The 22,096-nt window shown below is 60.6% G+C and carries 14 protein-coding genes; 10 read left to right on the forward strand and 4 right to left on the reverse strand.

The features are described from left to right. Nucleotides 1–49 precede the first annotated feature (49 nt). The 5 genes from Q9S52_RS05815 (at nucleotide 50) to Q9S52_RS05835 (ending at nucleotide 7,140) form a co-directional block, all read left to right on the forward strand. A complete protein-coding gene (locus Q9S52_RS05815; protein WP_297623501.1) occupies nucleotides 50–532 on the forward strand; it encodes a PepSY-like domain-containing protein in 483 nt (160 codons plus the stop codon). A 195-nt stretch (nucleotides 533–727) separates the two neighbouring features. Continuing rightward, on the forward strand, nucleotides 728–1,837 hold the full coding sequence (gene gcvT, locus Q9S52_RS05820; protein ID WP_304708464.1) for a glycine cleavage system aminomethyltransferase GcvT: 1,110 nt from the start codon (nucleotides 728–730) through the stop codon (nucleotides 1,835–1,837). An 8-nt stretch (nucleotides 1,838–1,845) separates the two neighbouring features. Further along, nucleotides 1,846–2,463, forward strand: a complete 618-nt coding sequence (locus Q9S52_RS05825; protein WP_304708465.1) for an SMI1/KNR4 family protein — start codon at nucleotides 1,846–1,848, stop codon at nucleotides 2,461–2,463. Nucleotides 2,464–3,376: 913 nt separating this feature from the next. Beyond that, nucleotides 3,377–6,823 (forward strand): isoleucine--tRNA ligase, encoded by a 3,447-nt coding sequence (gene ileS, locus Q9S52_RS05830; protein WP_304708466.1) that lies wholly within the window; start codon nucleotides 3,377–3,379, stop codon nucleotides 6,821–6,823. Nucleotides 6,824–6,999: 176 nt separating this feature from the next. Further along, on the forward strand, nucleotides 7,000–7,140 hold the full coding sequence (locus tag Q9S52_RS05835) for a hypothetical protein (protein WP_300728893.1): 141 nt from the start codon (nucleotides 7,000–7,002) through the stop codon (nucleotides 7,138–7,140). A 1,287-nt stretch (nucleotides 7,141–8,427) separates the two neighbouring features. Here the strand turns inward: Q9S52_RS05835 and Q9S52_RS05840 are convergent. Together Q9S52_RS05840 and Q9S52_RS05845 are read right to left on the reverse strand one after the other, a co-directional pair. Continuing rightward, nucleotides 8,428–9,861 (reverse strand): hypothetical protein, encoded by a 1,434-nt coding sequence (locus Q9S52_RS05840; protein WP_304708467.1) that lies wholly within the window; start codon nucleotides 9,859–9,861, stop codon nucleotides 8,428–8,430. A gap of 167 nt (nucleotides 9,862–10,028) precedes the next feature. Next, entirely contained in the window at nucleotides 10,029–10,607 is a 579-nt protein-coding gene (locus Q9S52_RS05845) for an adenylate kinase (RefSeq protein ID WP_297627601.1), read from the reverse strand. 119 nt (nucleotides 10,608–10,726) lie between these two features. On the opposite strand from Q9S52_RS05845, the gene thiL reads away from it, so the two are divergent. The 3 genes from thiL to Q9S52_RS05860 all read left to right on the forward strand — a co-directional run bounded on the left by thiL (nucleotide 10,727) and on the right by Q9S52_RS05860 (nucleotide 15,874). Continuing rightward, nucleotides 10,727–11,785 (forward strand): thiamine-phosphate kinase, encoded by a 1,059-nt coding sequence (thiL, locus tag Q9S52_RS05850; RefSeq protein WP_294594566.1) that lies wholly within the window; start codon nucleotides 10,727–10,729, stop codon nucleotides 11,783–11,785. Nucleotides 11,786–11,821: 36 nt separating this feature from the next. Next, nucleotides 11,822–12,049, forward strand: a complete 228-nt coding sequence (locus Q9S52_RS05855; RefSeq protein ID WP_297832580.1) for a hypothetical protein — start codon at nucleotides 11,822–11,824, stop codon at nucleotides 12,047–12,049. 1,206 nt (nucleotides 12,050–13,255) lie between these two features. Continuing rightward, entirely contained in the window at nucleotides 13,256–15,874 is a 2,619-nt protein-coding gene (locus Q9S52_RS05860) for a chitobiase/beta-hexosaminidase C-terminal domain-containing protein (protein ID WP_304708468.1), read from the forward strand. An 825-nt stretch (nucleotides 15,875–16,699) separates the two neighbouring features. On the opposite strand, the gene Q9S52_RS05865 is transcribed toward Q9S52_RS05860, so the two are convergent. Further along, complete coding sequence (locus tag Q9S52_RS05865) at nucleotides 16,700–18,148, reverse strand: UDP-N-acetylmuramoyl-L-alanyl-D-glutamate--2,6-diaminopimelate ligase (RefSeq protein WP_297832213.1); 1,449 nt, start codon at nucleotides 18,146–18,148, stop codon at nucleotides 16,700–16,702. A gap of 16 nt (nucleotides 18,149–18,164) precedes the next feature. Further along, a complete protein-coding gene (locus Q9S52_RS05870; protein ID WP_294594167.1) occupies nucleotides 18,165–18,833 on the reverse strand; it encodes an aspartate kinase in 669 nt (222 codons plus the stop codon). 156 nt (nucleotides 18,834–18,989) lie between these two features. Between Q9S52_RS05870 and Q9S52_RS05875 the strand changes: the two genes are divergently transcribed. Together Q9S52_RS05875 and lysA are read left to right on the forward strand one after the other, a co-directional pair. Then, nucleotides 18,990–20,315 (forward strand): aspartate kinase, encoded by a 1,326-nt coding sequence (locus Q9S52_RS05875; RefSeq protein WP_300728522.1) that lies wholly within the window; start codon nucleotides 18,990–18,992, stop codon nucleotides 20,313–20,315. Nucleotides 20,316–20,329: 14 nt separating this feature from the next. Continuing rightward, complete coding sequence (gene lysA, locus Q9S52_RS05880) at nucleotides 20,330–21,502, forward strand: diaminopimelate decarboxylase (protein WP_304708469.1); 1,173 nt, start codon at nucleotides 20,330–20,332, stop codon at nucleotides 21,500–21,502. Nucleotides 21,503–22,096: the final 594 nt, after the last annotated feature.

Here is a 22,096-nt window from a genome sequence, read left to right on the forward strand (position 1 = left end):
GCAAATAACCCCGTTGAATTTTTATCCCATCATTAAAATATAATAAGCTATGAAAAAGTTATTTTTCACCCTGCTGTTCGGCGCTGCCCTCGGCACGACTGTTTTTGCGGGCCCGAAGTCGGTCGCGACCAGCGACAAAAACGCTGCGGCGATCGAAAAAACGGTCTACACGACCGATCCGACCACGCTGCCCACTCAGGCGCAGGCCTTTCTGCGCAAACACTTTTCGACGCTGACCGTTCATCAGATCAAGGTCGAAAACGAGGCGGAGGGCCGGGAATACGATGTGAAACTGGCCGGCGGTTGCGAGATCGATTTCGACCACCGGGGCGAATGGACGCAGGTGGATTGCGGGCGAACCGCAGTTCCGACCTCTGTGCTTCCGGAACGGATCGCCCGTTATGTCGCTGACCATTATCCCCGTCAGTTCGTCGTCTCGATCGAGCGCGATGCGGACAAATACGAGGTCGAGCTGTCGGACAAGACGGATCTGGAATTCGACCTTCGGGGCGATTTCCTGCGGATCGATTAAGGTGATCCCGGGTTCGGGGGTTCGGGCGGCGCATGTATGTGCCGCCCGAACTTTTTTGTCGCCTGCGGGCGCGAGGGCCGAAAACCGGACGGAAGAGGCCGGTTTTTCGGTCAGAAGTTCTAACTTTGTCTCGGAGGCGGAGCCACGGGCTGCATTCCAAAAACAGATTTTCAACTCTTCTATTTTCTATCACGCATGAAAACGACTGCTTTTACCGAAAAACATATCCAGGCGGGAGCCCGAATGGCTGAATTCGCAGGGTACAACATGCCGATCGAGTTCTCGGGTATCAACGACGAACACGCGACGGTGCGAGAGGGGGTCGGGGTGTTCGATGTTTCGCACATGGGCGAAATCTGGGTCAAGGGGCCGAAGGCGCTGCCGTTCCTGCAATATGTCACTTCGAACGACGTGGCGGCGTTGTATGACGGGAAGGTGCAGTATTCCTGTTTTCCGAACGGACGGGGGGGGATTGTGGACGATCTGCTGGTCTACCGGATCGATGCGGAGACTTATCTGCTGGTGGTGAATGCGGCGAATACGGCGAAGGACTGGGAGTTCCTGTGCGGCCATGCGCCGAAATTCGGACTGACGCCGGGCAAGGAGCTCTATAACGCTTCGGACGAGATCGCGCAGCTGGCGGTGCAGGGGCCGAGGGCGATGGAGCTGATGCAGGAGTTGTGTCCGGATCGGGAGGTGGAGTCGATGGAGTACTATACGTTCTGCAAAACGACGGTGGCGGGGATTCCGAATGCGATCCTTTCGATCACGGGATACACGGGGGCGGGAGGATGCGAAATCTATGTGGCGAACGAGGATGCGCCGAAGTTATGGGAGGCGCTGTGGAAGGCGGGGGAGAAGTTCGGGCTCAAAAATATCGGACTGGGGGCGCGGGATACGCTGCGGCTGGAGATGGGGTTCTGTCTCTACGGCAACGACTTGGACGACACGACGTCGCCGATCGAGGCGGGGCTGGGATGGATCACCAAATTCGCGGACTCGAAGGGGGATTTTATCGACCGGACGCTGTTGGCGGCGCAGAAAGAGCATGGGGTGGCGCGTAAGCTGGTGGGGTTCGAAATGGTGGAACGGGGGATTCCGAGGCACGGGTACGAGGTGGTGGCGCCGACGGGAGAACCGATCGGGGTGGTGACGTCAGGCACGCAGTCGCCGAGCCTGAAGAAGGGGGTCGGGCTGGCGTATGTCAAACCGGATTTCGCCAAGGCGGGAACGGAGATCGCGATTGTCGTGCGGGGCAAACGGATCAAGGCGCAGGTGGTGAGGCCGCCGTTCTATAAAAAATAGGGGCAAGGATGGCTACGACGACGACAAAATACCTGCAAGGACTCAGGCAGGCTTTCGCCGACCACGACGGGGCGGAGTTGTGGGAGCGGTTCGAACGGGTCCGGCGCGGGGCGACGCCCGAAGAGATCGAGCGGCTGAAAAAGGCGTATCCGAAGGTGCCGGAGGGGTTGGTGGAGTTGCTCGAATTCGTGAACGGAACGTACTATCAGACTTTTGCGGGGGTGGCGAATTGCTGTTTCACGCTGCTGGGGGCGGAGGAGGAGGGGGCGGAGTATGATTTGTACTCGGTGGAGCAGATGATCGAGGGCGGCAGGGAGGGGTTCGGGTACATCACGGATCGGTTGGAAGGCAAGGCGAGGGGGGAGATAGAGGTGGATCCGAAGATTACGAACCGGCGGAAGGAGGTCTGCTGGCTCGGGTTCGCGGCGGGGGGCGGGAGCGAGCAATTGTTCGTCGATTTCTCGCCGGCGAGGGGAGGGAGGTGCGGACAGATCGTCTCGTTCCTGCACGATCCGGACGAGCTGGTGGTGCTGGCGGAGAGTTTCGATGAGTATCTCGAAATGCTTATGGAGCGGGGATACGATTTTATCGATGAGGAGGTGGTGGATGCGCTGGATCGGTTCTGAGGGCCGCCCCGGGCTGCCGCAGCCGTCTTTCGGGCGCGGTGGTCAGCGTCGGACAGCACGGTTACAGCTATTCTTCGTCAACGACCGGAATGCAGGGAATATGTCTGAATTTCAATATGTCGTGGGCTTATTACGAGCTCCCGGACAGCCGTGCTCACGGTCTTCAGTTGCGTTGCCTCTCGGAATAAACGGGCAGGAGAGCTTTCGACGAAACCGATTGGGAACTTAGAACCCGGGCTTGCTTCTTTTTCTTATGCTTGCGGTTCTTCGAGCCGCGCGGGTCGAAGCCACCCCTGGCGTAGGCCTGCAACTTCGCGGGGCTCGTTGCGCCCCCGCTGGCTCCGACCCGCACCAAATTCAGCCCAATTCTTTATTCCGTGTCTTTTTCCTCGCGCCTGCGCGATTCATCTATATTCGGCTCGCCGCCGAAATAGCTGAATCGCTCCTTTAGGCGGGGCGCGCGTCTGTCCGACAGGAGGGTACTGCGCTCGGGCCGCGCGGGCCCCACGTCCCGTGGACGGGAAATGCTTGCGCATTTCCACTGGCCGCCTCTACCCCCGTTCTTTGTCCGCGCGCAGGCGAGCTTTATTCGCGCGCCTTGGGAAATCTTGTCAAAACGTGCCAGCACATTTTGACGATTTCCCTCTTTAGGCGGCGGCGCGCGGTCGAGCTTTGCCTCGCCTGAAACTGCCCTGCGCGGGCGGCGGACGGCTAATAAGGCAAAGACAACCCTAACAAAACGCCCGATGGGCGCCCCGGCGGGACGGAGCGATACTGCGTATCGCTTAACCAGTTCGGCCCATTCTCTGTCCGCGCACGGGCGAAAGCTCGCTCGCCAAATCCAGAACGGCTGCTCCTGCCGACTTTTTCCCGGAAATTCCATACCTTTGTCAATCGCTGAAATCACAGATCCATGAGCAAAAAATTCACCGAGTATAAAGGACTCGATCTCGCCGCGATCGGCACGGAGGTGCGGACGCTGTGGGACAAGGAGGAGACTTTCAGAAAAAGTATCGAAACCAGAGAAGGACACCCGACGTTCGTATTCTACGAGGGGCCGCCGTCGGCGAACGGGGTACCGGGGATTCACCACGTCATGGCACGGACGATCAAGGATGTATTCTGTCGCTACAAAACGCAGAAGGGATTCCTGGTGCACCGGAAGGCGGGATGGGATACGCATGGGCTGCCGGTGGAGCTGGGGGTCGAAAAGAAGCTCGGGATTACGAAGGAGGATATCGGGAAGACGATTTCCATCGAGGACTACAATCGTCAGTGCCGCGAGGCGGTGATGGAGTACACGGGGTTGTGGAACAAGCTCACCCGGCAGATGGGATATTGGGTCGATATGGAGAATCCGTATATCACCTACGACAACAAGTACATCGAAACGCTGTGGTGGATGCTCAAGCAGCTCTACGAGAAGGGGCTCTTATACAAGGGGTATACGATTCAGCCTTACTCGCCGGCGGCGGGGACGGGCTTGAGCAACCATGAGCTCAACCAGCCGGGGTGTTATCGGGATGTGAAGGACACGACCTGTACGGCGCAGTTCAGGATTATCCGCGACGAGCGCAGCGAGTTCCTGTTCGCGGCGACGGAGGGCGGGGAGGCTGCTGTGCGAGGGGATTTGTATTTCCTGGCGTGGACGACGACGCCGTGGACGCTGCCGAGCAATATGGCGCTGGCGGTGGGGCCGAATATCCGGTATGTGCAGGTGATCTGCGCCAATCCGTACACGGGAACGGAGCAGACGGTGATACTGGCCGGGGACTTGCTGGAGAAGACGATGGCGGGGGCCAAAATAACGGAGTATACTGTCGTTCGTGAATATACGGGCTCTCAGTTGGAGGGGGTGCGGTATGAGCAGCTGATTCCGTGGATCAAGCCCGCTCTGACGGAGCTGGGCGGGGATGCGTTCCGGGTGATTGCGGCGGATTATGTGACGGTGGAGGACGGGACGGGGATCGTGCACATCGCGGCGACGTTCGGGGCGGACGACGACCGGGTGTCGAAGCAGAACGGCATTGCGCCGATGCTCTTGTTGGACAAGGCGGGCAAGTGGCAGCCGATGGTGGATCGGACGGGGAAATTCTTCCTGACGGATGACCTCGATCCGGAGTTTGTGGCCAAGTATGTGGACGCTTCTTATAACGAGTTCGCGGGCAAGTTCGTCAAGAATGCCTACGATCCGGCCAAGACGGAGAAGGACGAGACGCTGGATGTCGAAATCTGTATGATGCTGAAGGCCAACAATCAGGCGTTCAAGATCGAGAAGCATACGCACAACTATCCGCACTGTTGGCGGACGGACAAACCGGTGCTGTACTATCCGCTGGATTCGTGGTTCATCCGGACGACTGCGGTGAAGGATCGGTTGATCGACCTCAACAGGACGATCAACTGGAAACCGGCGTCGACGGGCGAGGGGAGGTTCGGGAAGTGGCTCGAAAACCTGGTGGACTGGAACCTGAGCCGGTCGAGGTATTGGGGGACGCCGCTGCCGATCTGGGCGACGGAGGATCACAGTGAATTGAAGTGTATCGGGTCGGTGGCGGAGCTCAAACAGGAGATCGAGCGGTCGATTGCGGCGGGGTTGATGACGGAAAATCCGCTGGCCTCGTATAAAGAGGGGGATTTTTCGAAGGCGAATTATGACGGTTTCGATTTGCACAGGCCGTATGTGGACAATATCGTACTCGTTTCATCCAAGGGGGAACCGATGCGGAGGGAGCCGGACTTGATCGACGTCTGGTTCGACAGCGGGGCGATGCCGTATGCGCAGGTGCACTACCCGTTTGAGGTGGCGGCGGCTGATTTTCAGGGAAAAATCTACCCGGCGGACTTCATCGCGGAGGGGGTGGATCAGACCAGGGGGTGGTTCTTCACGCTCCATGCGCTGGCGACGATGCTGTTCGACGGGGTGGCGTTCCGGAATATCATCTCCAACGGTTTGGTGCTGGACAAAAACGGAAACAAGATGTCGAAGCGGTTGGGGAATGCGGTGGATCCGTTCGAGGTGATGGATCGGTTCGGGGCGGATGCGGTGCGGTGGTACATGATCTCGAACTCGCAGCCGTGGGACAACCTGAAGTTCGACACGGACGGGGTGGACGAGGTGCGGAGAAAGTTCTTCGGGACGCTCTATAATACGTACAGTTTCTTTGCGCTGTATGCCAATGTGGACGGGTTCACGGCTGATTCTTTGGCGGCGGATTTCGTTCCGGTGGCGGAGCGGCCGGAGATCGACCGGTGGATCATCTCTTTGCTGAATACGTTGGTCAAAGATGTGACGACTGCGTTGGAGGCGTATGACCCGACGCCGGCGGCGAGGGCGATCGCGATGTTCGTGGACGAGAATTTGTCGAACTGGTATGTGCGCCTGAATCGGAAGCGGTTCTGGGGAGGGGAGATGACGCGGGACAAACGGGCGGCGTTCCAGACGCTGTACACTTGCCTGAAGACGGTCGCGCTGCTGGCGGCGCCGTTCGCGCCGTTCATCTCGGACAGAATCTATCGGGATTTGACGCACAACGAGGAGGGATCGGTGCACTTGGCGGAGTTCCCGGCGTACGATGCGGCGTTGGTGGATGAGGAGTTGGAGCGGAGGATGGAGCTGGCGCAGCGGGCGTCGTCGATGGTGCTGGCGTTGCGGCGGAAGGTCAATATCAAGGTGCGGCAGCCGTTGCAGAAGATGATGATTCCGGTGCTCGACCCTGCGGTGCAGCGGCGGCTGGAGGCGGTCGAGTCACTTATCCTGAACGAGGTGAATGTCAAGGAGGTGGAGTACCTGCACGATACGACAGGGGTGATCACCAAGCGGATCAAACCGAACTTCAAGACGCTGGGGCCGAAGTACGGCAAGCAGATGAAGGCGATCGCGGCGGAGGTGGCGGAGTTCTCGCAGGAGGATATCGCGGCGATCGAGGCGTTGGGTTCGACAGGGGGTGCGGCGACTTATGACCTGGCGATTGCGGGAGGCGAGGTGCTACCGGTGGAACGGGCGGATTTCGAAATCACGTCGGAGGATATGCCGGGCTGGCTGGTGGCGACGGAGGGGACGCTGACCATTGCGCTGGACATCGAGGTGACGCCGGAGCTCAGGGCGGAGGGGATGGCGCGCGAGCTGGTGAACCGGATCCAGAACCTGCGCAAGGAGCAGGGGTTCGAGGTGACGGACAAAATTCGGGTCGTGGTCGAGGCGAATCCGGAGACGGATGAGGCGGTGAGCCGGTTTGCGGATTATATCGCGGCGCAGACATTGGCGCAGGGAGGGGTCTCGGTAGCGCAGGGGCGGCAGCGGTCGGAGATCGAGATCGACGAACTGCCGCTGACGGTGACGGTCGAACGGATCGGATAGCGCTCGCTTTGTTTTTCGATTGGGATATGGCAGCGGTTCTGCTCTTTCGGGACAGAACCGCTGTTTCTTTGTATCTGTATACTTTTTGTATCCGAATGTAAACGCCCCCCCTTTGATGTAAACGCTGCGGGCTACCGCGACGGGGTCGTTTCGACCGGTTCGGGGCTCTGCTGGACGTGGGGCTGTTGGGCTATAGCTGGTCTGCGACGGCTTGCGAAACAAATGGCGGAAGTTTGGATTTCAAAACGACACACGCTGATCCGGAACGTGCCAACAATCGGGCGCACGCTTTTCAGTTGCGTTGCCTCTCGGAATAACACGGGGCGGGCCTGCTGGAGTAGGAAATCATTCAAAGCGTCTTGCGCTTTGAAGAAGATTTCCGCCAGCGCGCGGACAAAGAACGGGGCGAGAAATTGGGCCGAGGCTGCCAGTTGAAATGCGCAGCATTTCCCGTCCACGGGACGTGGGGCCCGCGCGGCCCGAGCGCAGTACCCTCCCCGTAGGATAGCCGCGCGCCCCGCCTAAAGAAGCGATTCAACTATTTCGGCGGTGAGCCGAAATAGAATGAATCGCGCAGGCGCGCGAAAATGCGGCGGAGCGCAAGCGGAGCCGCAGTGAGGCTGATACGGGGCAGAGAACTGGGCCGTGCTTTTGGGCGTGCTGTTCTTCGGGCGGGAAAACCGTAGCCGGTTTTCCCGCCGTGCCGGGCCGAGCATGAGGTGTGGATTTGGGCGGTGGCTTGGGCCGGGCTTCTGCGGCTCTTTGAGCCGCGCAGTCCGCCGCCCCGGCAGGCGGAGGGCTGCAACTCGTCGGAGCTCGTTGCTGCTCTCCGCTGGCGGCGAACTGCTGTAGGTCAAGAGCGAATAGCGCGATTCCTTGAGGAATCGCCGTTCTCGGCGAGAGCGACGCTTTAGCGGCGCGTGGGGGGCGCGCCGAGGACGAACTTCCGAGAATGGGGCGGTGAATGGGTGCGGTGCTTCCGCGACTCGCAGAGGCGCTAGCCTTGTCGCCCAAACCGCGTAGCGGCTTCGGGGGATGGGCGACAGGCCGAACCCAAGAGATTTGGTTTGTGGAGTGGGCGGTGCTTTGGGCTCTGCTGTTGGCCGGGCATTTGGCCGAGCTTCTGCGGCTCGTAGAGCCGCGCGGGCCGAAGCCTCCCCCAGCGGAGGCCCGCAACTCGCCAAACTCGTTTTAGGCTCCGCAGGCTTCAACCCGCTAAGGCAATTGCACTTTTGCAGACTTAGTTACATCTCTGCTGGTGCCGAACGGCTTAGACTAAGAACAAAATAGCACGCAAGGACGAGCTCCGAGAGATTTGGGTTGTAGTTTGGGATGAGTTTTTACGATCCCTTAGGGTTGCATGGGCCGGAGCCACCCCAGGCGTAGGCCTGCAACGTCGCGATGCTCGTTGCTGCTACCGCTGGCGGCGACCCGCACCAATTCAACAGTTCCAAACTCTACCCCCGCAAAAACCCGCAACACGCCGCTCACGCGTCGAAATTTGCGACCAACTTCCGGATGCCGACCCCGTCCCCAAGCAAATCGCCTGTACCGCAATGCGGTACAGGCGATTTCTATTTCCCCTCTCACCGTTCGGCAAGAGGCTACTGGACGGTCACTTCGACGGAGGCGGGGAAGAGACGTTCCGGATCGAAAAAGGCGGCACAACTGTTCACCAAATTAGCCGCGTCCAAAGAGACCGGCCCGTTGAACTTCTCGACGCCATTCACGCGAACGGTCACCGGACGGGTCAGGTCGACCAGTTTGTCATTCAGGTAGATCACAACGCGGCCTTTGGTCGCCGGAGTATAGGTCTTGGCGTATTTCAACGGGATATTGTATGGGCCGTCTTCCGCCACGGCATAAGTCACGGTGTTCACCGTCAGATCGACGGTGTTGCCGGTGATGGTCATCTCGTAGCACGAACGAGACGAGGCGTCGTCGTTCGAACGCTCTTTCACGTACAGGTTGTAGAAGCCGTCCCGATAACGCCGAGAGGCTTCGCCATCGTATCCTTCGTCGAGCGGGAAGTCTTCCCAATAGACGTACTTGGGCCAAGGATTCCGAGCCGGTTGCCGTTCCAGCCACTCGGTGGTCTGGGCTTCATTATAGTAAAACCCATGCTCCTTGCCGGGCATCAGTTCGACCCGGTGGTTGTAATAACCGGGATGAGCGGCCTGCAACCGGTCGAGCTCTTCACCGACGGCGAGGGTCAGCTGGTCGCGCGAATAGGAGAAGTCTTTTTCGCCGGTGTGCATGGTGAACGCGATGTTGGCATAGTTCTCCGGCGGGGCGAATTTCAGGTTCTCGCCACCGGCCAAAGGCCCGGCGCCGGCCAGATAGTCGGCATAAAAGGCTGCCAAACTCTGGCTGCCGTAGGCGCCTTCCGAAATCCCGAAGAAATAGATGCGGTTCGGGTCGGTTTCGCCTTGCAGGTAGGACTGGCCCAGCAACTGTTCCCAGGTGAGCTGACGCGATTTCAATTTCCAGCGTGTCCCTTCGGCTCCTTTCGGACTCCGGGGAATGAAATAGAGACTCGGGCTGTCCTGAAAATAGCCGGCCCAGCTGTAAACGGCGTGCCATTCGTCCAGCGAGCTGTTACCCGAACCGTGCAGGAAAAGGAACAACGGATAACCTGCGGCCGGCTTGCTGCCTTTCGAGAAGTAGTAGAACGGCATCGTGCCGGTATAGAAGGGGTTGGCGTCTTGGAGTTCCCAACTTCCGCTTTGGGGCGGAAAATTGTTCTTGTCATAGGTCGGCATCGGGGTCGGTGGGGGCAGTTGCTCTTTTACTGTCCGGCTGTAGGCGGATCCCCACGAGTCCCAGACGACGGCCTGGGTTTCGGCGACCTGGTCGGCTGTCAGTGACACGGAGGTCGCATAGGCGCCGGTATTGCCTTTGAGGTAGCCGGTGAAATAATCGACGTAGGTCTGGTCGGCCAACTCGAAAGCGGGCCAGCCCGAATCCGGTGTCGTTTTCTCGGATTTACAGCCGACGAGGGCGGCGGCCAAACCGAGCAGGGGAAGGTATTTTTTCATAATCTTCTGATTTTGGGTGTTTAAATCTTCGTTGTTGATGGGGGAGGGATACAAAGACGAGACGCTGCTACGAAACGGGATGTTTCCCGATTCCGCAGGCAGGTCTCGCGTCATAATTGGGGCTCGAAAATTCGGAACCGGGGGAAGGCCGCTCTCCGTTCGAAAAGCTACTCTTCCCAACTGTCGACGACGGCGCAAAGCCGGTCGAAGATCTCGTCGATGGTACCCACGCCGTCCACGGCCCGGTATTTGTCCTGTTGTTTATAGTATTCGGCGACCACGGCGGTCTGGGCGTCGTAAACGGCGATCCGGTTCCGGATGGTGTCGATGCTCTGGTCGTCGGCGCGGCCGCTGGTCTTCCCGCGGGCGAGAATCCGTTCGATCACGACGTCGTCGGGCACTTCCAGAGCCACCATCCCGGTCACTCCGGTGCCGATGCGTTTCAGTATCCGGTCGAAGGCTTCGGCCTGAGGCAGGGTGCGCGGAAATCCGTCGAAGATCACGCCGCGGGCCGAGCGGTGTTCTTCGACGTATTTTTCGATAATGCCGAGCACCAATTCGTCGGAGGCCAGTTTGCCGCCTTCCATCTGGGCGGCGGCGAGCCGACCGAGTTCGCTCCCGCGGCTCATCTCGTCGCGGATGGCCTGGCCGGTGGAGAGGTGCAAGAGTCCGTAACGTTCCTGGAGTTTCTCGGCCTGGGTGCCTTTGCCGGCCCCCGGAGGGCCGAATAACACGATATTCAACATGATGCGATAAATCTCTACACTTGGGCGCGGAGCCGGACGATGATCACGGCTGCGTTTACGAGGGGGTAAAGTTATTTTTTTAATCTTAATTTTGCAAAAACATGACACAAGCTGAGAAAATGAATCGGACGGAAATATCGGAATTGGGCAAGGTCGCTTTCGTGGAGCGGCTGACGGAACCTTTCACGACGAATGAAAATACGCGTATCCGGCAGGGGATCGGAGACGATGCGGCGGTGATCGACCGCGGGGGATGGCTGGAGGTGGTGGGCGAGGCGACGCTGCTGGAGGGGATCGATTTCGACCTGACGTACACGCCGTTGGAGCACTTGGGGTACAAGTTGGTGGCGGCGGCGGTGTCGAATATCTGTGCGATGAACGGGCGGGCGGAGTATCTGACGGTGAGTGTGGGGCTGTCGGCGAGGTTCTCGGTGGAGGATGCGACGGCGCTGTACGACGGGATCAAGCGGGCGACGGAGGCGTATGGGGTGGCGTTGATCGGGGGGAATACGTCGGCGTCGCTGACGGGGCTGAACCTGATGGCGACGGCGATCGGAACGGTGGCGGAGGAGGAGCTGACGTTGCGCAGCGGGGCGAAAACGACGGATCTGCTCTGTGTGACGGGCAATCTGGGGGCGGCGTACATGGGGTTGCAGCTGCTGGAGCGCGAGAAACGGGTGCTGAAGGGCAATGGGGTGAGCCGACCGGAGCTGACGAAGGAGCATGCTTACCTGCTGGGGCGGCAGCTGAAGCCGGAGGCGAGGGTGGATATCGTTCAGGAGCTGCGGGAGGCGAAGATTCGGCCAACGGCGATGATCGACGTGACGCGGGGGCTGGCGTCGGCGGCGCTGCATTTGTGTCGGAGATCGGAGGTGGGGGTGCGGATCTATCTGAACCGGATTCCGATCGCGTCGGATACGTTCCGGCTGGCGGAGGAGATGCACATCGACCCGGTGGTGGCGGCGCTGAACGGGGGGGACGATTTCGAGCTGCTCTTCACGGCGCCGCTGGACAAGCATCAGGAGTTGCTGGCGATGCCGGGGGTGGATGTGATCGGCCACGTGGTGGCTGCGGAGGAGGGGGCGGCGCTGGTGACGCCGGACGGGGGCGAAATCCGCATCCAGGCGCCGGACTGGACGGCGCATCGGGCTGCGGAGGGGGCGGCCTCGGAGGAATAGTCCTTCGGCCTCGGGCTATCGTTCAAAGGGATAGTCTTGGGCTTCGGGCTACCGCTCAGAGGGACAGTCCTGGCCCCGGGCTACCGCGATGCGGGGAACAACAAGCGGTTCGGCGGGCTGGGGAGCGTCGGCCTCGAGGGTTCGGTCTGGTCGACGGGGACGAGCGGGGGGTACGGCATTTATCTGTTTTTCCAAATAGGGGCGCTCAGTTCCTATTCTCATGCTCGCGCTCACGGTTTTCAGTTGCGGTGCCTCTCGGAATAAACGGAGCAAGAGAGCTCTTGACGGAACCGATTGGGGACTTAGAACCCGGGCTTGGGCCTGTTTTCCTTTTCAAATTTTGCGGGTCGCTGAACCGCGTGGCACGCCCCGGGCTTCCGCCGCCACACTTCGGGTTCGTTGGGCGGCGTCTGTGATGAAGGATCCGGTTGGTCGGCTTCGGCAGGCGAAACAAACGGGAACGGGTTACGTTCCTTAACGACAGGGTTTCAATCTACATGGGAGCACAATCGCGCTTTCGGCTTTCAGTTGCGTTGCCTCTCGAAATAAACGGAGGTGTACACCCGCGGTGGGCAATGGCTGGAGTTACCCTATATAGTTAGGTGCCGCAACATGTGATCCCATTGGGGTGGTCGGAGCCAGCGGGGGCCGAACGAGCATCGCGAGTTGCGGCCCTACGCCGGGGGTGGCTCCGGCTCGCGCGACTCTGCGAGTCGCAAAAGCAAGGCCCATTCGTTCTTGGGATTCGGGCTGCGCGCTCCGGGGGTGGGCCAAAGGCCCAGCGCGCAAGCCCGGCGGTTCTACGAACCGCCAAAGCATAGTCTATTCGTCCTCGGCGCGTCCCCCTCGCGCCGCTAAAGCGTCGCCCTCGCCGAGGACGGCGATTCCTCGCGGAATCGCGCTATTCGCTTTCGGCCCAGATTCCAGCCCAAAGCCCGGCCAAAAGCAAAGCCCAAAGCACAGCCCAGTTCTCCGTCCCGTGTCAGCCTCATTGCGGCTCCGCTTGCGCTCCGCCGCTCTTTCGCGCGCCGGGGGAAATCTTGTTGAAACGTGCCTGCACATTTTGACGATTTCCCTACTTAAGCGGCGGCGCGCGTTTGTCCTACAGGAGGGTACTGCCCTCGGGCCGGGCAGGCCCCGCGTGCCCGCGGCGGGCAAATGACAGCCTCTACCCCGTTCCCTGTCCGCGCGCTGGCGGAAATCATTCAAACGCGAAACACGCGTTTGAATGATTTCCTACTCCAGCTGTCGCGCGCGGTCTGATCACTGCCCCGGATAGAACTGTTCTTTCTGTGAACAGAAAGAACAAAAAAAAACTTTAGAGCGCATCCCTAAAGGGATGCTATGGCAGGTTCTACCCTAACAACCTCGCCCCAACTTCAACCCCATCTCTGCTGCGGGCGCGGGGATCGCCTTTTCGAAAGGAAAACATAACTTTGTTCCTACAACTAATCCAACTTCAACAAACTCATGAACAAAACTCTCTTTTGCGCGGTGCTCGCCGTGCTGACGGCGGCTGGAAATGCAGGAGCTGCTCCGAAAACCAAAGTGCTGCCGAGGATGAACTACTTCACCGAACGGGATTCGGTGGCGACGATCATCGTCACGGGACAGCAAACGCCCGAACGGGCGGCGCTCGATGACAGCGAAGCGGCGGTGACGCTGACCAAACAAGGGAAAAATACCTATACCCTACCCCTCGACGCGCTTAAAACGGGGGACAATACGCTGCGGGTGCGGGTCGGAGACAGTACGTACGCGGTGAGGCTCACCCGGCTGCCGTACAAGGACAACGGCGTGCAGATCGACTACCTCACGGGGGTGGTGAGGGCCGAAGGGCTGCCGGTGATTCCGAGCGGGTTCTACTGCTACTCGCCAGTGCAGCCGACGCTGGCCGAAGAGGAGGCGGTACGGGGGATGAATCTTATTTCACCGTACCAGAACATCGGCAAACAGCCGCGCAAGGAGCGGATCGCTTACCTCGACCGAGCGGCGCAATTGGGGATGCGGGTGAACTACAACCTGCTGAGCATCGCGGGCGGAGGCGGGGGCGCCAAGGCCGCATCCACCGACAAGGCCAAGAAAATGGAGCTGTTGCGGGAGGAGATCCGCGCGCTCAAGGATCATCCGGCGATTCTGTCGTGGTACGTGGCAGACGAACCGGAGGGACAGGGCATATCGGCGGAAACCTTAGAGGAGATTTACGACATCATCCGAGCCGAAGACCCGTACCATCCGATCACGCTGGTCATTATGTCGGCGGGACCGGGACGACACTATGCCAATTCGTGCGATATCATCATGGCGGACACCTACCCGGTGCCGAACTCGGCGGCGGCGGATGTGATCGGTACGATCCGCGGGCTGCGCGAGGAGTTGCAGTTCGAAAAATCGATCTGGTACGTGCCCCAGACGTTCGGAGGAGCGGAGTTCTGGACGCGCGAGCCGACGCCGGCCGAAATTCGTATGATGACGTGGGGGGCGGCATTAGAGGGGGCGCGGGGGTTCCAGTCGTTTATCCGACATGGGCTCAACGGGTTCCCGAAAAATCAGTTCATGTGGGAGACCTATGCCAAGACGTGTCGCGAGATTCAGGAGCTAACGCCGTTCTTCGAACGGGGGACGGAGCGGACGCCGCGGGTGGCTTCGGCGGCGAAGTTGGAGGCGCGGACGTATACGTTGGGCAAACAAACGGTGGCGGTGCTCCTCAACCCGGGAGCGGAGGCGGCGAACTATAAGCTGGTGCTGCCGGATACCTTCAACAGGAAGACGTACGACCTGTCGGACAACAGTGTGCGGGAGGTGGTGAACGGGACGATCGACGGGGTGCTGGCGCCGTTCGGGGTGCAGATTTTCAAGCTGTTCGCCGACCCGGCGGAGGAACGGGCTTTTGCGGGTGACAACCGGCCGGTGAACGGAAGCAATCTGCTGATCGACCCGAGTTTCGAATGGCAGTACAGCGTCTCGGGCAATGTGCCGGCGGCGGTCTACGGCAATGCCGGGAAAGACCGGGGGGCGACGTATGCGATCGATTCGCGGGTGGCGTTTCACGGGGGGCATTCGCTGCGGATGATCACGCCGAAATCGGGACAGGGGGCGTCGGTCAGTTTCTACCCGCTGCCGCTCCAGCTGGGCAAAAGCTATATCATGACAGTGTGGGCGCGGGCGTCGGAGGCGGCGATCAACCGGCTGAAAAAGGGGGAAAAGATGCGGTTCCGGCTCAATTTGGGAAATATCGCGTCGCAGGAGTTCGAGTTGACAGACAAATGGACGAAGTACGAGCTGAGCGCGACTTATACGAAGGCGGCACGCGAGGCGAGGTATCTGAATTCGTCAATCACGCTGCTGACGGAGGGAACGGCGTGGTTCGATCTGCTGGAGGTGGTGCCGGACATGGATTTCTCGGTGGCGCAGGACGCAGATGACCCGCGGAGTTTCCGGGTGACGATGAACAACCACATTCCGGAGGGGGTGATCCGCTACACGCTGGACGGCTCGGAGCCGACGGTGGAGTCGACGCTTTACACGGAGCCGGTGAAAATCAGCGACGTGCGGGTGGTGAAGGCGCGGGTTTTCGGTCCGGACGGGCGCAGCTACGGGGTGACGGAACAGCAGGTGGCGGCACACAAGGCGCTGGGCGCGGGGGTGACTTACCTGAAGCCGTACACGAAATATTCGGGCGGGGGCGACGGGGCGCTGACGGACGGCCGTGTGGGAGCGTTGCGGTTCGCGGATCCGGCGTGGCAGGGCTTTATCGGCAACGATCTGGAGGCGGTGATCGACCTGGGGGCGGCGGTGCCGGTGGAGCGGATCACGGCGCAGTTCCTGCACTCGAAAGGGGACTGGATCGTGCCGCCGACGTCGGTGGAGTATCTGCTCTCGACGGACGGGATGGCGTTCGAGTCGCTGGGGGTAATCGAGCTAGGCGAGGCAAAGAACGAGCCGACACACAAGGTGCCTGTCTCCGAGGACAAGATCGGCAAAACGGCGCGTTATATCAAGGTGATTGCGCGGGGGCACGGCAAGATGCCGGCTTGGCACAGCAAGGATGACGCGTGGCTGTTCTGCGACGAGGTGATTGTGGAATAGCGCGGCCTGATCTTTTGGCACGAAAGAGAGTCGGATCAATCCAGCGCAAAAACGGAGAGCAGGGCGGCATGATCAGCGAGATTCAAGGTGACTTGGGCCGAGGCGATGACGGGCAAAAGCAGAAAAAGAGCCAAAATCTTTTTCATCCTACATAGTTTTGATTTTCAACTTTTTGAATCGCTTACCTACTTAAACGGGCGGATGTTTTTCGCCCTTCTTGGGCGGCGGCGCGCGGTTCAGTTTGAGGGGACGGCGGGCGATACCTCCCGGCACTCGGAATGGGCAGCCTCTACCCTATTCTCAGTTCCGCTCTCTATTCTCTGTTTCGCGCGCCTTGGGGAAATCTTGTCAAAACACGCAAGCGAGTTTTGACGATTTCCCTCCTTAGGCGGGGCGCGCGGATCGAGTTTTTTTCGCGCGCCTGCACGATTCATCTATATTCGGCTACCGCCGAAATAGTTGAATCGCTTCTTTTGGCGGCGGCGCGCGGGTCGAGCTTTGACTCGGATGAAACTGCCCTGCGCGGACGGCGGCCGGCTAATAAGGCAACGATAACCCTAATAAAACGCCCGATGGGCGCACCGGCGGGACGGAGCGATACTGCGTATCGCTTAATCAGCTTGGCCCAGTTCTTGGTGCGCGCCTGGGGAAATCTTGTCAAAACACGCGAGCGAGTTTTGATGATTTCCCTCCTAAGGCGGGGCGCGCGTCGTCCTACGGGAGGGTACTGCCCTCGGGCCGGGCAGGCCCCACGTCCCGTGGACGGAAATGCTTGCGCATTTCAACTGGCCGCCTCTACCCCTGTTCTCTATCCGCACACCGACCTCACGCGAAAGCGGCGGTCACCTCCTCGCGGTCGTCGAAGTGGTGGCGTACGCCGGAGATCTCCTGATAGGGCTCGTGCCCTTTCCCGGCTACCAACACTACGTCGCCCGGACGGGACAGGGCGATCGCCGTCCGGATCGCCTCCCGACGATCGACGATGGTCAGCGTCCGGGACAACTGTGCAGCGTCCAACCCGCCGCGCATCTCGTCCAAAATAGCCTGCGGCTCCTCGAACCGCGGATTGTCGGAGGTCAGAATCACGCGCGAGGAGCCGTCCGCAGCCACGCGGGCCATCACGGGACGCTTCGTCGCATCGCGGTTCCCGCCGCAACCCACTACGGTAATCAGCTGGGCATCAGGACGCCGCAGCTCGTTGATCGTGTCGATCACGTTCTGCAAGGCGTCAGGCGTGTGGGCATAGTCCACGATCGCCAAACGTCCGTCGGCGCTGCGAATCTGTTCGAACCGGCCGCTCACCGGACGCAGGGTGCTCAGGATACGAAGCACTTCGGCCGGGTCCTGTCCCAACTCCACGGCGGCGCCGTAAATCGCGGTCAGGTTGTAGGCATTGAACCGCCCGATGAACTGCACCCACACGTCGCGACCGGCCAACGACAGCTGCATCCCGTCGGGAAGCTCTTCGACGATCCGGCACTGGTAATCGGCCGCGTTACGCAACGAATAGGTCGCCCGCCGACCGACCGAGGCGTTCTGGAGCATCACTTCGCCGTTCCGGTCGTCGATATTGGTCAGCGCGAAGGCCTCCCCGGGCAGCCGGGTGAAAAAGGCCTGTTTCGCGCGGATGTACTCCGCAAAGGTCTTGTGGTAGTCGAGGTGGTCGTGGGTGATGTTGGTGAAAATCCCTCCCGCAAACTGCAAACCGCCGATCCGCTGCTGCACCACGCTGTGGGAGCTGACCTCCATAAAACAGTAGTCGCACCCGGCCTCGACCATCTCGGCCAGCAACCGATTGAGGGTCAGCGGATCGGGCGTCGTATGGGTGGAGTCGATCCGACGGTCGCCCACGCGGTAGACGACGGTCGAAATCAGCCCGCAGCGGTGCCCCAAGGCCGTAAAAAGGTCGTACAGCAAGGTGGCGACGGTGGTCTTTCCGTTGGTGCCGGTCACGCCGACGAGGCGGAGTTGCCGGCTGGGGTGTCCATAAAAGGCTCCGGCCAGTTCGGCCAAAGCCCGGGCGCTGTCCTCCACAAGAACATAGCAGACAGACGGGTTCAGTTCTCCCTGCGGCAAGGTCTCGCAGACGACGGCCGAGGCGCCGCGCTCGACGGCGGCGGCGATATAGTCATGGCCGTCGCTCACGGTACCTCGCACGGCGACGAACAGGTCGCCGGGCGCGACGGCGCGCGAATCGAAACGGACGGCGCAGATCTCCGACGGCTCGGGCCCGACGATCCGGGAGGTCGGCAGTTGTTGGAAGTTCGGTTTCATTTCAACGGAAAATCGGTTACAAGGCGGCGCCGCGCTTCACGTCCATCAGGATCGAAAAGGCGCGGTGGATGTCGTCGTCGTGCACGACGACGGTGAATTCGTTGGTGGTGCTGATGAGTTCGACCATGTTGATGTTGTCCCAGGCCAACTCTTTGAAAATGTAGTAGTAAACGCCGGGATAGAGGCTGTTCTCGGCGGGCAGTTTGAGGGTGATCGACGAGAGGGAGTCGGATTTGGCGACTTGTCGTTCGTCGCGGAAAATCTCTTCGGCGGCGGCGACGAGCGAGTGGCTCAGGACGATGGCGGTCTCGCCGACGCCCTGGGAGAAGGTGCAGAAGGCCTCTTTCGACTCGTGCACGTGTTCGAGCAGGCGGGCCTGGCACCGAAACAGCGAGGGGGAGTTGCGATAGGTGAGGTCGGCGAGGTTCGACCGCACGACGACGTCGCCGAGGTGGCCGATCACGCGCCGGAAGCGCATGTTCGAAAGCAGTTCGAGCCGCGAGCCCATCCGCTTGAGGGCCATCATGATGGCTCCTTCGTTGACGGGCCGGCCGGCCTGTCGCTCGACTTCGGGACGCAGCCACCGGGCGAGGGCCGACAGGTTGACGATCCCTTCGAGCAGGGCGTATTCCAAAAAGGGCTGCTTCCGGACGATGGTCTCGACGACGACGGGGATACTTGTCATATTTTCAACAAATTTCGGCGTTATCGTTCAATTTCTTACATCGGCGCGCGTTTCGGCGGCAATTCCGCTAAATTTGCAGCCGACTACGACGACCGCGGAATCTTTCCGATGGTCGCGATACAAAATTAACGATTCGTTCGTCATTTAACACTACTCATGATAAAAACACTGAAATTCGGCGGCACGTCGGTCGGTTCGGCCGCCAACATGCGCCGCGTGGCGGAAATCATCACTTCGGAGGGGGCACGGCTGACGGTGCTGTCGGCGATGTCGGGCACGACGGACGCGCTGGTGCGGATAGCGGCGGCTGCGGCGCAGGGGGAGCGGGAGACGGTGCGCGAGACGCTCGAAATGCTCCGCACGAAATATTCGACCTGTATCGACGAGTTGCTGACGGATCACCGCGATGCGGCACGAGAGCGGATGGAGCGGGTGCTGGCGCGGATTGCGGACGAGACGTTCGTCTACCGGGGCGAGGTGTCGGACAAGCTGATTCTGGCGCAGGGCGAATTGCTGACGAGCGCGATCTTCTGTCACCACATGCAGGAGCTGGGGCATCGGGCGGAGCTGCTGACGTCGCCTGAGTTCATGCACACGGACGGGGAGGGGAAGCCGGATATGGCGCGTCTGCGGCGCGAGCTGACGACGCGGGTGACGGAGACGGACAAGGATATCTATTACATTGCGCAGGGTTTTATCTGTACGGATGCGGCGGGGAACCTCTCGAATCTGGGACGGGGCGGGAGCGACTACAGCGCGGCGCTGATGGGGGTGGCGATCGGCTCGGACGAGGTGCAGATATGGACGGATATCGACGGGATGCACAACAATGACCCGCGGGTGGTGGACCGGACGTTCCCGATCCGTCGCATGAGTTTCGACGAGGCGGCGGAGCTGGCCTATTTCGGGGCCAAAATCCTGCACCCGGCGACGATCCAGCCGTGCAAGGAGGCGGGGATCAATGTGCGGCTCAAGAACAGCATGGAGCCGCAGGCGGAGGGGACGCTGATCTCGGATGCGGAGGACAATGCGATGGATTTCCACGCGATTGCGGCGAAGGACGGGATTACGGTGGTGCGGATCGCGTCGGCGAGGATGCTAATGGCGTATGGTTTCCTGCGCAAGGTGTTCGAGGTGTTCGAGAAGTACCGCACGCCGGTCGATATGATCACGACGTCGGAGGTGGAGGTGTCGCTGACGATCGACAGCACGTGCCACCTGGAGGATATCATCCGGGAGCTCCGGCCGTTCGGCTCGGTGGAGGTGAACCGGGACAATACGATCGTCTGCATCGTGGGGTGCATCGACGACCGGCATGCGGGGCTGGCGGCGCGTATCTTCCACAGCCTGCGCGAGGTGCCAATCCGGATGATCTCGTACGGGGCGAACCACCGCAGTATGGCGGTGCTGGTCGCTACGGAGCACAAGCGGCAGACGCTCCAGGCGCTGAACGACCATTTGTTCGATTGTTTTAACCGATAGACTGTATCACTGTTATGTCGAAATATGCCATTAAGCCGGGGGCGACGGTACCTCCGACGCCTTTCTATTACTACGATCTCGACTTGCTGCGGCGGACGCTCGGCGTCGCCACGGAGGAGGCGAACCGTTACGGTTACCACATCCACTATGCAATGAAGGCCAATGTGGAGCGGCCGATTCTGGAGGAGATCCGGAGGGCGGGGCTGGGAGCGGATTGCGTGAGCGGATACGAGGTGCGGTGCGCGGTGGAGAATGGTTTTGCGCCGGAAAAAATCGTCTTTGCGGGGGTGGGAAAGAGCGACGGGGAGATCGAATATGCGATCGAGCAGGGGATTTTTGCGTTCAACTGCGAGTCGTTGCAGGAGCTGGAGGTGATCGACGGGCTGGCGAAGGCGCAGGGACGGAGGGTGAATGTCGCGCTGCGGATCAATCCGGATGTGCGGCCGGAGACGCACCGGTACATCTCGACGGGGCAGGCGGAGAGCAAGTTCGGTATCTCGTACACGGAGGTGGACGAGGCGCTGGCCCGGCTGAACGAGTTGCCGAATATCCGTATCGTGGGGCTGCATTTCCACATCGGGTCGCAAATCCGCAATCTGGAGTCGTTCGCGGAGCTGGCGGAGCGGGTCAATGAGATTGCGCGGTGGTTCGAGGAGCGCGGGGTGACGCTCCGACATCTCAACATGGGCGGGGGTTTGGGAATCGATTACGAGGGGCCGGACGAGGAGCCGATTCCGGATTTCGCGGGCTATTTCCGCACGTTCCACGACCACCTGAAGGTGCGGGAGGATCAAACGGTGCATTTCGAACTGGGGCGGTCGATCGTGGCGCAGTGCGGGGAGCTGATCACGCGGGTGCTCTTCACCAAAACGACGGCGGGAGGGGCGCGTTTTGCGATCGTGGATGCGGGGATGACGGAGTTGATCCGGCCGGCGTTGTACCATGCGCATCACCGGATCGAGAACCTGACGGCGGAGGCGGAAAAAGAAAAACGGGCGATGGGGGTCTATTCGATCGCGGGGCCGATCTGCGAGTCGTCGGATGTCTTCGCGCGGGAGATCGAGTTTCCGGAGTCGCGGCGGGGCGATGTGCTCGCGCTGCGCTCGACGGGGGCGTACGGGAGCATCATGGCGTCGAACTACAACATGCGGCCGATCGCTCCGAGCTTTTTCGGGGGCGAAGAATAGCTTCTGTTAGAATGGGGGCTTTATGGGGGAGAGATGCTGGCGGTAACTGTCTTGTGCCCCGCCCCGGGCTTCCGCCATGTCAGTGTAGGGGATGTACGTATTATCGGCAATGAGGGGTCTTTCTGGTCGGCTTCAGGGGATGATGGAAGTACGAGTGCTTGGCGTGTCTTGTTCAGTATGACTGATTTAAACCCGGCCCGCGGAGGAAATCGCGCCTACGGTTTTCAGTTGTGTTGCCTCTCGGAATAAACGGGCCGCGTGCCCGCGGAGGGCAATGGGCTGGAACTACCCCTATTCTAACTTGATAGCAGCTCGGACGCCCGGGAGGAACGGCAACTCTCGACGCGCGAGCGGCGTGTTGCGGGCCGCCCGGCGGGAGGCGTCCGGCCCGCGCGACCCTAAAGGGTCGCAAAAGCTCGGTCAACAGTTCGCCCCGATTCTGTCGGGTTCGGCCTGTCGCCCACTCCCCCGAGGCGCTCCGCGCCTGGGCGACAAGGCCGGCGGTTCGAAGAACCGCGCTATTCGCTCTCGGCCTATAGCAGTTCGCCACCAGCGGAGAGCAGCAACGAGCTCCGACGAGTTGCAGCCCGCCGC

It is taken from the genome of uncultured Rikenella sp. (assembly GCF_948810725.1).
Taxonomy (GTDB): domain Bacteria; phylum Bacteroidota; class Bacteroidia; order Bacteroidales; family Rikenellaceae; genus Rikenella.

Coding starts and splice junctions, on each gene's coding strand:
- Q9S52_RS05825 (WP_304708465.1), top strand. CDS start 1,846: ATGGCTACGACGACGACAAAATACCTGCAAGGACTCAGGCAGGCTTTC.
- Q9S52_RS05865 (WP_297832213.1), bottom strand. CDS start 18,148: ATGAAACCGAACTTCCAACAACTGCCGACCTCCCGGATCGTCGGGCCC.
- lysA (WP_304708469.1), top strand. CDS start 20,330: ATGTCGAAATATGCCATTAAGCCGGGGGCGACGGTACCTCCGACGCCT.
- Q9S52_RS05870 (WP_294594167.1), bottom strand. CDS start 18,833: ATGACAAGTATCCCCGTCGTCGTCGAGACCATCGTCCGGAAGCAGCCC.
- Q9S52_RS05875 (WP_300728522.1), top strand. CDS start 18,990: ATGATAAAAACACTGAAATTCGGCGGCACGTCGGTCGGTTCGGCCGCC.
- Q9S52_RS05860 (WP_304708468.1), top strand. CDS start 13,256: ATGAACAAAACTCTCTTTTGCGCGGTGCTCGCCGTGCTGACGGCGGCT.
- thiL (WP_294594566.1), top strand. CDS start 10,727: ATGAATCGGACGGAAATATCGGAATTGGGCAAGGTCGCTTTCGTGGAG.
- gcvT (WP_304708464.1), top strand. CDS start 728: ATGAAAACGACTGCTTTTACCGAAAAACATATCCAGGCGGGAGCCCGA.
- Q9S52_RS05815 (WP_297623501.1), top strand. CDS start 50: ATGAAAAAGTTATTTTTCACCCTGCTGTTCGGCGCTGCCCTCGGCACG.
- Q9S52_RS05845 (WP_297627601.1), bottom strand. CDS start 10,607: ATGTTGAATATCGTGTTATTCGGCCCTCCGGGGGCCGGCAAAGGCACC.
- Q9S52_RS05840 (WP_304708467.1), bottom strand. CDS start 9,861: ATGAAAAAATACCTTCCCCTGCTCGGTTTGGCCGCCGCCCTCGTCGGC.
- ileS (WP_304708466.1), top strand. CDS start 3,377: ATGAGCAAAAAATTCACCGAGTATAAAGGACTCGATCTCGCCGCGATC.